This is a genomic window from Pantoea alfalfae (assembly GCF_019880205.1).
Lineage (GTDB): Bacteria > Pseudomonadota > Gammaproteobacteria > Enterobacterales > Enterobacteriaceae > Pantoea > Pantoea alfalfae.
Window position 1 is genome coordinate 1,809,210 of sequence record NZ_CP082292.1, and the last position, 12,043, is coordinate 1,821,252.

Here is a 12,043-nt window from a genome sequence, read left to right on the forward strand (position 1 = left end):
CAAAAAACTCACCAGGCAAGGGTATCGCTTACCGCGAAAATCCGCCGTGATATTGATGGTGAGATCCTGCTGCTTCCCATCTGGACGTCGTTTGCGTTATGTTCTTCTCTGGATTACCCGCCATCGGATCGATATGTCTCCCCGCCAGCACGCCCACCTGTCCAGGCGGCGAATATCTGATAAAAAGGCACTCGACCAGCAGGTATAATTAACGTTATTTTTTTGCTAGCTGCTGGCCTCTGAAGTGAAGATGTAATAAGCGACATCAGCAGGGGCGATTCCTTCAACACGTTTTTGTGCAATACCCTGTTTTACAGATTCTGGAAAACGCAGGTAAATACGATGATCTTCACTGAATAAGGCCTTGTCTATTTCTTTGCCGTCATCTTTGAAACAGGATGCATAGGTGTCCCTGAATATTTTAGTGGCATTATCGATATCTCTGCTGAGTAAAGTGACTTCATTTTTTTTCAGATAGTTATTCTGAATGTTTTGACTCGCTACAGGGTGGATTAAAAACGTTGCGCTGGGTAATGTTTCCCTTTTCGCACCTGCACAATAGATGAGAGTAGCCGCCGAACCCGTCATTGCGGCATTGATGGTTTTTATCGGAATCCTTGACCCTCTGACGGCCTGGCCGCCCATATAGCCAGCTTCCATGTCGCCGCCAAAGCTGTTTATATAAATCGATATTTCTTTTACAGCAGGATAACTTGCATTAATATCATCGATGCCTGCCATCAATTCTGCCACTTTATTGCCATTAACCTCGCCAATGTAAACAATTTTTGCCGATTTTATCTCTTGTGCCTTCAGGGTGTTATTCATCACCACTGACGTTTTTGCTATGCAGCAAGCCGAAGTGACGCCAAATAATAGAAAAGTGAAATAACGCACCATAAAAAACTCCATTTAAGGGTATGACGCTTTCAGTTTAAGGATCAGTAATGTTTGAAAAGAAAGTAGCCGGTCGTCATTTCAATCGTGATGATATAAAAGAGAATTATGACAAGTATCAACAGCAAACTCGCTCTGGCGTAGTTTTTCTTTGAACGTTTAGTCCTTCGGTTTAAGGACCAGTAAAGCAGCATGAAAAGATTTAATACGGGTATGCCGGTTAAAATTAATGTGACAATCCAATCCCATAGAGAGACATCATCGACGTGTTGATTATTTTCCACAGTGTTTTTTACGCTATGTGAGTGGTGGAATAACGACGTTAGCCGCTACGACGTGCAGATCATTTTCTGACTGCTGGCGAGTTTTTATTGATTCGCTGAGGATAAACGTCAGACCAGTCTGGTTGTTCGCCGGACATAATCGCGCGCCGCTGTGCAGGGCTGATTCCCTGGTTTATATGCGGCATGACAGTTTCACTATGTTGTCCGACTGGGTTAAGTTTGACCTCATCGTTGGTAACGCAACCGCTCAGCGTCAGAATCACTAAGCTATACCGGGGTAATTTAGGGAACAATGATATTTCTCCTTATTGATGTAATGGTGTCCAGTTTGACAGATAGATGCAACAGCGTAGCAACAGCCAGATTACATCCCACTTAACTTATAATATAAAATCCCACTTCATTTACATTAACGGATATCTTTAGCGAGATAGTCTCAAACGGTCTTTTAAAGAGGACGGATGCCGTGGGCATCATTTCTATTGTGATGTGGCTGCATCAGAGAAAAAATTCAATCCGCTAGCGCTCATGATTTTCGTTTAAATTCTGTCTCTTTTATATCAGGGATTTTTTCTTATAACAACATAACGATGTTTAATGCTATTCCTGTTGAGTTTTTATTTAATGTAATCTTTCCTCGTGCATAATTGTGCTTTGAATCGCATCATTACCTGTTCGTGCCCCTATATTATAGGCAGTTAAGTTCCGCCTTTTATTCATTAAACAAGTAAGAGGTTTTTTAAAATCACAGACTTTTCAGCGGCGAATTATTAAACCCGCTATCAGACTGACGTCAATGATAACGCGGCTGGGGGAAGCGAATAGGCCTCCGATTAACCGGTACGTTATCAGCACCGGCTGTGACGCAAGGCTGTATCACGCAGTGGCGAAGCAGAGTCTGCGGCAGCGCCCGCATTTCTGATATCTTTTGCGAGCCTTGCAAAACAGATGGCAGGAGTAAGCTACACTCAAAGGGCATAGCAAAATTGCTATCTGACACCGGAGGAAATTATGTCTGAACGCCCTGATTACGATGAACCGCTGCCCGATGACGCTGAGATTTATCCTGAAGATGAGGAAGAAGATGAAGAAGAGGAGCCATTAGAAAAGGATGTCTAGCGTCACCTGTATAGTCTTTTATGACGCTTTATCGCGTTGCACCGCAAAACCGCCTGCGTGCAGTTTTGCGGTTTCTTACGCCGCCTGAGTTGATTGCAAAAATTCCCCTCCCGGCTCGTTTCGACGATCAAACTGATAAATACAGCAAATGAAACTCTTTTTATTCAGTGATATCGATATCAACCCTTTCCTGAAGTGCTTAAAAACGTCAAATCGTGATGTTTATTAAATTAACATTGATTGTAATTATAAACTCTTTATTCGTTCTGATTTTGATTTAACGCATTTTGTCACCTTGCTGACTCAGTAGTCAGCAGAATAGTATCCCTGCCGCAAATAAGCTTATAAAGCAGGGATAAAAATGAAATTACCAAAAATGTTAAGTCTTGTTGTGGCGCTTTCTACCCTCAACGTAGCCGGTGCGGCGGAACCGCACTGGACGTACGAAGGCAAAGCTGGCCCGGAACACTGGAGCGAACTGACCAGCGACTTCCACATCTGTCACGAAGGTAAGTCCCAGTCGCCAATCAATATTAAAGATCCGATTGAGGGGCATTTACAGGCACTCGATCTGGCCTACCACACATCGGCTGAGAAGGTGCTCAACAATGGCCACACGATTCAGGTGACCGTTGATGAAGAAGATGATTTTGTACTGGATAGTGAAAAGTTCACGCTGCGCCAGTATCACTTCCATACGCCGAGTGAGAACCAGATTAATGGGCACACCTTTCCCCTGGAAGCCCACTTTGTGCATAGCAAAGAGGATGGCGATCTGGCCGTGGTCGCGGTGATGTTTGAGGTCGGTAAAGAGAATCCGGCGCTGACACCTTTGATTGACGCTATGCCGAAACAGGAGAACCAGCAGGTAAGTATTAATCGCCAGGTAAATTTACGGGATCTCTTTCCGGAAGATCTGCACTATTATCGTTTCAGCGGCTCCCTGACGACGCCACCCTGTAGCGAAGGGATTCGCTGGCTGGTGCTGAAACAGCCGGTTACGCTCTCTCAGGCGCAGCTTGACGCCTTTAAACAGGCGCTGAAAACCACCAATAATCGTCCGTTGCAGCATCTCAATGGGCGCATGATTGTAGAGTAAGCACAGCGGTTTCTGCTTCCTTTCGCGGTGCGACTTTTCCATCAGGAATCCCGGTGCTGCGAGCGCTTCTCTTCAGGCGGCCCCGTGCCGCCTTTTTCCTCATCTTTCAGACGCGATCCAGAGTCTTTAGCTGCCACGCTCCCAACCGCTGAAAATAGATAAGATATTGATAATTATCAATTTTGCTTTGTTGATCCAATACTGACATAATTACAGTGTTTTTGCCGTTCTTAGTGAGGGTATGTGGCAGACGATTTTGCAGTGGATGGCGCGCTGGCGCTGGCGATCGCAGGCTTTAAGCCGCGTGAAGCACAGCGTGAGATGGCGCAGGCGGTATCTGAAGCCGTAAAACAGCAGGGTGAACTGGTGGTCGAGGCCGGTACCGGTACCGGAAAAACTTATGCCTACCTGGCTCCCGCTCTGCGGGCCGGTAAAAAAGTGATTGTCTCCACCGGATCCAAAGCGCTGCAGGATCAGCTCTATGGCCGTGATCTGCCTACGATGATCAAGGCGCTGGATTTCAAAGGTAAAACGGCCTTGCTGAAAGGACGCTCTAACTACCTTTGCCTGGAACGCATGGAACAGCAATCGATGGCGGGCGGCGATCTCACCGCGCAGGGGCTGACCGATCTGGTGACGCTACGCAACTGGTCATCGCAGACGGAAGATGGCGACATCAGCAGCTGTGCGGGCGTGACCGAAGACAGCCCGGTCTGGCCGCTGGTCACCAGCACCAACGATAACTGCCTCGGCACTGACTGCCCGCGCTATAAAGAGTGCTTTGTGGTCAGGGCGCGTAAACGCGCAATGGACGCCGATGTGGTGGTCGTGAACCACCATCTTTTTCTTGCCGATCTGGTGGTGAAAGAGGGCGGCTTTGGCGAACTTATTCCCGAAGCGGATGTGATGATCTTCGACGAAGCCCATCAGCTGCCCGATATCGCCAGTCAGTATTTTGGTCAGCAGCTCTCCAGCCGCCAGTTACTCGATCTCGCCAAAGATATTATTACCGCCTACCGCACCGAGGTGCGTGATGCTCAGCAGCTGCAGAAATCCGCTGACCGCCTGGCGCAGTGCGCGCAGGATTTTCGCCTGTCATTAGGCGATCCCGGCTATCGCGGTAACCTGCGTGAACTGCTGAGCGATAACAACATCCTGCGGATGTTTACGCTGCTGGATGATGCGCTTGAGCTCTGTTACGACGTTATCAAACTCTCACTGGGCCGTTCAGCCCTGCTGGATGCCGCCTTCGAGCGAGCCGCGCTCTACCGTACCCGGTTAAAACGGTTACGGGCGATTAACGAGCCGGGCTACAGCTACTGGTATGAATGCACTTCCCGCCACTTTATCCTGGCGCTCACGCCGCTCTCGGTAGCGGAACGCTTCCGTGAGGTGATGGATAACCGCAAGGCCGCATGGATTTTCACCTCGGCCACCCTGGCGGTAGATGAGAAAATGGCCCACTTTGCCGAACGGCTGGGTGTCAATGCGGCAAAGAGCCTGATCCTGAACAGTCCGTTTGACTTTGCGAAGCAGGCTTTGCTCTGTGTACCACGCAATCTCCCGGAACCTAACCGTCCCGGTGGCGCGCGCCAGCTGGCCGCAATGATGAAACCGTTGATCGATGCGAATAAAGGCCGCTGTTTCTTCCTCTGTACTTCGCATCTGATGATGCGAGAGCTGGCCGCAGAGTTTCGCGCCTCGATGACACTGCCGGTGCTGGTGCAGGGTGAAACCAGCAAAGGTCAGTTACTGAAGCAGTTTATCGAGAAGGGTAATGCTCTGCTGGTGGCGACCAGCAGCTTCTGGGAAGGCGTGGATGTGCGGGGTGATGCGCTGTCCCTGGTGATCATCGACAAACTACCGTTCACCTCACCGGAAGATCCGCTGCTAAAAGCCCGAATGGAAGATTGCCGGATTCGCGGCGGCGATCCCTTTGCGGATGTGCAGTTGCCGGATGCGGTGATTACCCTGAAGCAGGGTGTAGGCCGTCTGATCCGTGATACGGACGATCGTGGTGTGCTGGTCATTTGCGATCAGCGTCTGGTCTCACGGCCTTATGGCGCACTGTTTCTTAACAGCCTGCCGCCGACGCCGCGCACCCGCGACATTGCTCAGGCCATCGCCTTTATCCGCCAGCAACCCGAACCAGACGCGTAATTTTATGCTAAGATGCGCGCCGTTTTCTTTCTTCTGAGGTAGTCATGTCAGCCCGAATTTTAGCGCTGGATACGGCGACAGAAGCCTGTTCAGCCGCCTTGCTGAATCAGCAACAGATTGATGCCCGATTCGAGATTGCTCCGCGCGATCATACGCAGCGTATTCTGCCGCTGGTCGAGGAACTGCTGCTGGCGCAGCAATTGGAACTGACCGAACTGGACGCGCTCGCCTTTGGCCGGGGTCCTGGCAGTTTTACCGGCGTGCGGATCGGTATTGGTATTGCTCAGGGCCTGGCACTGGGCGCATCACTGCCGATGATCGCCGTTTCCACGCTGGCGACGCTGGCGGAAGGGGCCTGGCGTCTGCACGGTGCAACCCGGGTGTTAACCGCTATCGATGCGCGAATGGGCGAGGTTTACTGGGCCGAATATCAGCGTGATGAGCAGGGTGTCTGGCAGGGTGAAGCCAGCGAATGCGTGCTGTCCCCTGAGGCAGCACTCACCCGGATGCAGGCGCTCTCTGGCGACTGGATGACCGCCGGCACCGGCTGGCAGGCCTATCCTGCCCTGCAGCAGGGACACGATCTGACCCTGAACACCAGCGACGTTACTTTGCCTGCCGCACAGGATATGCTGCCACTGGCGATGCTTGCGCTGGCGCAGGGGAATACGTTGCTGCCGGAGACGGCGGAGCCGACGTATCTGCGTAATGAAGTCGCCTGGAAAAAATTACCTGGCCGGTAAAATACACGCAACTTATTGTTATGCATCCAGTCTAACGCTTTACCTAGCGGGAGAACGTCTATGTCGTCAATGTGTGGTAAAGGGCTTTCAGGTCTGCTGCTGACCTGTGTGCTGGCGTTAACCGGTTGTGTCTCCATTCCTGACACACTGCAGGGCAGCTCACCTCAGCCACAGCAGGATCTGTTGCGGGTGATGAGCGATCCTTCGCTCTTTGTCGGGCAGGAATCGCGCTTTGGCGGCAAGGTAGTGAATGTCACTAACCTGAACGGCAAAACCCGGCTTGAGATTGCGGCACAACCGCTGGATGAGAGCGCCAGACCGCGTCTGGGGGCAGCCTCGGTTGGCCGGATTTATGCAGACATTCACGGCTTTGTTGATCCGGTGGATGTCAGAAACCAGTACGTTACCGTGCTGGGTACGCTGAAGGGCACGGAGCAGGGTAAAATTGGTGAGGCCGATTACAAATTTGTGGTCATTGATGTGCGCGGTTATCAGCGCTGGCGCATTGCCCAGCAGGTAACCGCACCGCCACAGCCAATGGATCCCTGGATCTGGTATGGTCCGACCCGTCATCGCGGCGGATACTGGGGACCTAATCCCTACTGGGGAATGGTCAACACCGGACCCTCAGAGGTGCAGACCATCCTGACCGAATAAGTGTAAACATGATTTATCCAGCCCGGTCGCGGCGCTCGCTACCGGGCTTTTTATTGGCCTGTTTTCCCGGCACGAAATTTAGTGATGCACTTCGCAACCTCAACATGCCGAAACAGGCAAACTGGTACAATCAGTTAAAATATTGTTAACAAACCAGATTGGCTGAGGCAGCGATGGAAATACAACATAATTATCGGGGTGGATCCTTGAATAAGGTTTGGCTGAAACGCTACCCGGCAGATGTACCTGCCGAAATAAGTGCAGATCGTTACACCTCGCTGGTGGATCTTTTTGAGCAGGCAGTAAAACGCTACGCCGATCAACCCGCATTTCTGAACATGGGTCAGAAGATGAGTTATCGTCAGCTGGAAGAGAAGAGCCGTGCCTTTGCTGCTTATCTCCAGCATCAGCTGGGCCTGAAAGCAGGTGATCGGGTGGCGCTGATGATGCCTAACTTACTGCAGTATCCGGTGGCCCTGTTTGGTGTACTGCTTGCCGGTATGGTCGTGGTCAATGTGAATCCGCTCTACACGCCGCGTGAGCTGAAGCATCAGCTCAATGACAGTGGTGCCAGCGCCATCGTTATTGTCTCAAATTTTGCGCATACCCTGGAAAAAGTGGTGGCTGAAACCGCTGTGCGGCATGTCATCCTGACCCGGATGGGCGATCAGCTGGCACCGATAAAAGCCACACTGGTTAATTTTGTCGTCAAGTATGTGAAGAAGCTGGTGCCCAAATACCATTTACCCGGCGCCATTTCGTTTCGTCAGGTGCTGGAAGTGGGTGCCACGCTCAATTATCAGCGACCGACTGTCTCGAATGACGATCTTGCCTTCCTGCAATACACCGGCGGCACCACCGGCGTGGCGAAAGGGGCAATGCTAACCCATCGCAACATGCAGGCGAATCTGGAGCAGACCCGTGCGACATACGGTAAGGTACTGCGTGACGGAAAAGAATTTGTTGTCACCGCGCTGCCGCTTTACCACATCTTCGCTTTAACCGTGAATGGCCTGCTGTTCCTGGAGCTGGGCGGTCAGAATCTGTTAATCACTAATCCCCGCGATATTCCCGGCTTCGTTAAAGAGCTGGGTAAAGTTCCGTTTACCGCGATTACCGGCGTGAACACGCTGTTTAATGCGCTGCTGAACGATGAGCAGTTCAATAAACTCGATTTTTCAACGCTGCGCCTCTCTGCGGGTGGCGGAATGGCAGTGCAGAAAGTGGTGGCTGAGCGCTGGGAAAAGCTCACCGGACACTATCTGCTGGAAGGCTACGGCCTGACCGAATGTTCGCCGCTGGTATCCGTCAATCCGTATGACATCAGCTGCCATACGGGCAGTATCGGCCTGCCGGTTCCTTCGACCGACGTACGCATTCTCGATGATGCCGGAAACGAAGTAGTGCCGGGGGAGCCGGGCGAACTCTGTATCAGTGGTCCGCAGGTGATGCTGGGCTATTGGCAGCATCCGGAAGCAACAGCGGAAGTGCTGAAAAATGGCTGGCTCCACAGCGGTGATATTGTTACCGTTGACCAGGAAGGGTTCATTCGCATCGTTGACCGCAAAAAAGATATGATTCTGGTCTCCGGTTTTAATGTCTATCCGAATGAGATCGAAGATGTACTGATGCAGCACCCGAAAGTGCGTGAAGCCGCGGCAATTGGCGTGCCCAGCGACCTGTCAGGCGAAGCAGTAAAAGTCTGCATCGTGAAAAAAGAGGCGTCGCTGACCAAAGAAGAGGTGCTCGATCACTGTCGCCGCCAGCTGACCGGTTACAAGGTGCCAAAAATCATTGAGTTTCGTGATGAGTTACCGAAAACCAACGTCGGAAAGATCCTGCGACGTGAGCTGCGCGACGAGGCCAAGCCCGGCGCGAACTGAATCTGTATAAGAATTGAGGTTGAACGCCGGCATGTCCGGCGTTTTTATTGTTTTTAACATGGAGCGCCGCGCGTTGTTGGCTGCGGTGGAAATCAGACGTGAATTATTCCCTTATCGACCAGGATGAACAACTGGCTGACGTGTGTCAGAAAGCCCGCCAGCATACAGCGGTGGCACTGGACACCGAATTTGTCCGCACCCGCACCTACTACCCTCAGCTTGGCCTGATCCAGCTGTTCGACGATCACCAGCTGGTGCTGATTGACCCGCTGAATATCCGTGACTGGTCACCCTTTATTGCGCTGCTGACCGACACCCGCGTGACTAAATTTCTGCATGCCGGAGGGGAAGATCTGGAAGTCTTCCTGCACCGTTTCGGCGTGCTGCCGACGCCTATGATTGACACTCAGATTCTGGCAGCCTTCTCCGGCCAGCCACTTTCCTGGGGCTTTGCTTCCATGGTGGCGCATTTTACCCAGGTCGAGCTGGATAAAAGTGAATCCCGTACCGACTGGCTGGCGCGCCCTCTGACCCAGCGTCAGTGCGAGTATGCGGCGGCGGACGTTCACTATCTGCTGCCGATTGCCCGTCAGTTGATGATCAACACGGAAGAGGCTGGCAACATGGCGGCGGCACTCAGTGAGTGCGATAACCTCTGTCAGCGCCGTCTCGACAGCGTGGCACCGGATGAAGCCTGGCGGGATATCACCAATGCCTGGCAACTGCGTCCGCGTCAGCTGGCGGCACTGCAGCGGCTGGCGGCCTGGCGTCTGAAACTGGCGCGTGAAAAAGATATGGCGGTGAATTTTGTGGTGCGCGAAGAGCATCTGTGGAAAGTGGCGCGCTTTATGCCTGGCTCTCTGGGGGAGCTGGATCATCTGGGGCTGTCAGGCCACGAAATCCGTTTCCACGGCAAAACGCTGGTGGCGCTGGTGGCCGAAGCGGAGGCGCTTGACGAGAATGAACTGCCGGCACCGCTGGGCAATCTGATCGACCATCCGCACTATAAGCAGGTGTTTAAGGCGATGAAGGCGCTGGTGCAGCAGGTCAGTGAGCAGAGCGGATTCAGTCAGGAGTTACTGGCGTCACGACGTCAGATTAATCAGGTATTAAGCCAGCACTGGGGCCTGAAGCCACAGGGACGTCAGCCGGAATTACTCACCGGATGGCGGGGCGAACTGCTGAAACCCGGCATTGAGGAGATTCTTGCGGGTTGTTAACCGGTTAAACTTCCCCTGCCACTGCGCAGGGGAAATTCAGGAAACGGTCAGCGTCATTTAGTCACTTCATCCGTTTCTGGCAGCGTGACGTTCAGCTCCAGAATCGAGATGTCATCACCTTTCTGATCGAGCTGTACCGTGACCATTTCCGGATCGATCTTCACATATCTGCAAATCACTTCCAGAATGTCGCGCTTAAGTTGCGGAAGATAGTGGGGCTCACTGTCGCCCCTTCTCCGTTCTGCCACGATAATCTGCAGCCGTTCCTTGGCTATGTTGGCAGTGTTCTTCTTCCGGGATAAAAAGAAATCAAGTAATGCCATGGTTTATCCCCCGAACAGGCGTTTCAGGAAACCCTTCTTCTCTTCTTCGATAAAGCGGAAGGGGCGTACTTCACCGAGTAACCGTTCAACGGTATCGGCATAGGCTTTGCCAGCATCAGATTCGCCGTCAAGAATCACCGGCTCACCCTGGTTAGAGGCACGTAACACCGATTGATCTTCAGGGATCACACCGACCAGAGGAATGCGCAGAATTTCCAGCACATCTTCCATGCTCAGCATATCGCCACGGTTTACCCGGCCAGGGTTGTAGCGGGTCAGCAGCAGATGCTCCTTCACCGGGTCCTGACTGTTTTCAGCGCGGCGGGATTTCGATGAGATGATGCCGAGGATACGGTCGGAGTCGCGGACAGAAGAGACTTCCGGGTTAGTGGTGATGATTGCTTCGTCCGCAAAGTAAAGTGCCATCAGTGCGCCCGTTTCAATCCCTGCCGGTGAGTCACAGACGATGAAGTCAAACTCCATTGCGGCCAGATCGTTCAGGACTTTCTCAACACCTTCACGGGTCAGCGCATCTTTATCGCGGGTCTGCGATGCAGGCAGAATGTAGAGCTGCTCAGTGCGTTTGTCGCGAATCAGCGCCTGGTTCAGCGTGGCATCGCCCTGGATAACGTTAACGAAGTCGTAGACCACACGGCGTTCACAGCCCATGATCAAATCCAGGTTACGCAGACCGATATCAAAGTCGATAACGACCGTCTTTTTGCCTTTCTGCGCTAAACCGGTGGCGATGGCCGCGCTTGACGTGGTCTTACCAACGCCCCCTTTACCGGATGTAACTACAATAATGCGTGCCATAAATGTTGATTTCCTTAACAAAAGAAAAGGGGCCTAATTAAGTGTCTGGATAGTCAGCGCGCCATCCTGCAGGCACAGGCGCGCGGCTTTACCAAAAAATTCTTGCGGGATCTGATCCATGATCCAGTACTCTCCGGCAATCGAGACCAGCTCGGCAGCCAGGTTAGTACAGAAAATCTGGCAGTTGCGATCGCCGCTGGCACCTGCCAGAGCGCGACCGCGCATCATGCCGTAAATATGAATGTTGCCATCGGCGACCAGTTCGGCACCGGCACTGACGCTGCTTGTGATGATTAAGTCGGCGTCACGCGCATAAATCTGCTGGCCTGAGCGCACCGGCGTGTTCACGATGCGGGTTTTCGCTGCTGCCGTCTCGGTTACAACCGGCTGTGGTTCAGGAATGGGGGCCGGCTGCTGTGTCTCGGCGCGCGGTCTGGACTCTTTGCCTTCTGCCAGTACCGGCAGCCCTGCACGGGCGATCATGCGTTTCAAAGCATCATCTTTGCAGCCGCTTACGCCGACAATGCGTAAACCGGTAGCAAGAATGGCCTGCTGCAGCTGTTTCCAGTTAACATCGGCACTCAATGTGGCGACGTTTAGCACCACCGGGGCGTTTTTCAGGAAATCGGGAGCCTGGTCAATCTTGTCCTGGAGTGCCTTGCGAATCACCACAGGGTCTTGGTGATGCAAATGGACGACAGACAGGGTGAAACTGCTACCTTTGAATTCGATTGGCGTTTGCGACATCTGTCCCGACTCAGTCCTGTTTTCACTACCGTTAACCCGGCGATGATAAAATCATCGCTGAAGCGCTAACGGTGAATATTCGAAGTTCTGCAAGC

10 protein-coding genes are annotated in these 12,043 nt (G+C 52.4%); 6 read left to right on the forward strand and 4 right to left on the reverse strand.

All coding sequences use genetic code 11. The annotated features are described in order from the left end of the window. Nucleotides 1-225 precede the first annotated feature (225 nt). Nucleotides 226-900 (reverse strand): ATP-dependent Clp protease proteolytic subunit, encoded by a 675-nt coding sequence (locus K6R05_RS08420; protein WP_222925388.1) that lies wholly within the window; start codon nt 898-900, stop codon nt 226-228. 1,761 nt (nt 901-2,661) lie between these two features. On the opposite strand from K6R05_RS08420, the gene K6R05_RS08425 reads away from it, so the two are divergent. From K6R05_RS08425 to rnd, 6 genes are all read left to right on the forward strand, one after another. Beyond that, the gene (locus K6R05_RS08425; protein WP_222925389.1) at nt 2,662-3,399 is read left to right on the forward strand and encodes a carbonic anhydrase; all 738 of its coding nucleotides are present in this window, start codon (nt 2,662-2,664) and stop codon (nt 3,397-3,399) included. A 243-nt stretch (nt 3,400-3,642) separates the two neighbouring features. After that, nucleotides 3,643-5,559 carry a DNA repair helicase YoaA gene (yoaA, locus tag K6R05_RS08430; protein ID WP_222925390.1) on the forward strand — a complete coding sequence of 639 codons (1,917 nt, stop codon included), beginning with the start codon at nt 3,643-3,645 and terminating at the stop codon, nt 5,557-5,559. 44 nt (nt 5,560-5,603) lie between these two features. Continuing rightward, complete coding sequence (gene tsaB / locus K6R05_RS08435) at nt 5,604-6,302, forward strand: tRNA (adenosine(37)-N6)-threonylcarbamoyltransferase complex dimerization subunit type 1 TsaB (protein ID WP_161734048.1); 699 nt, start codon at nt 5,604-5,606, stop codon at nt 6,300-6,302. 60 nt (nt 6,303-6,362) lie between these two features. Continuing rightward, nucleotides 6,363-6,959, forward strand: coding sequence for a Slp family lipoprotein (locus K6R05_RS08440; protein ID WP_061062628.1), 597 nt, complete (start codon nt 6,363-6,365; stop codon nt 6,957-6,959). Between the two features lie 206 nt (nt 6,960-7,165). Beyond that, a complete protein-coding gene (fadD, locus tag K6R05_RS08445; RefSeq protein ID WP_222925391.1) occupies nt 7,166-8,842 on the forward strand; it encodes a long-chain-fatty-acid--CoA ligase FadD in 1,677 nt (558 codons plus the stop codon). Nucleotides 8,843-8,940: 98 nt separating this feature from the next. After that, nucleotides 8,941-10,062, forward strand: coding sequence for a ribonuclease D (gene rnd, locus K6R05_RS08450; RefSeq protein ID WP_161734042.1), 1,122 nt, complete (start codon nt 8,941-8,943; stop codon nt 10,060-10,062). A gap of 53 nt (nt 10,063-10,115) precedes the next feature. On the opposite strand, the gene minE is transcribed toward rnd, so the two are convergent. The 3 genes from minE to minC are packed head-to-tail and all read right to left on the reverse strand — an operon-like array spanning nt 10,116 to nt 11,948. Further along, on the reverse strand, nt 10,116-10,385 hold the full coding sequence (gene minE / locus K6R05_RS08455) for a cell division topological specificity factor MinE (RefSeq protein WP_008925314.1): 270 nt from the start codon (nt 10,383-10,385) through the stop codon (nt 10,116-10,118). A gap of 3 nt (nt 10,386-10,388) precedes the next feature. Next, nucleotides 10,389-11,201, reverse strand: coding sequence for a septum site-determining protein MinD (minD, locus tag K6R05_RS08460; RefSeq protein WP_003852716.1), 813 nt, complete (start codon nt 11,199-11,201; stop codon nt 10,389-10,391). A 33-nt stretch (nt 11,202-11,234) separates the two neighbouring features. Next, complete coding sequence (gene minC, locus K6R05_RS08465; protein WP_222925392.1) at nt 11,235-11,948, reverse strand: septum site-determining protein MinC; 714 nt, start codon at nt 11,946-11,948, stop codon at nt 11,235-11,237. Nucleotides 11,949-12,043 lie beyond the last annotated feature (95 nt).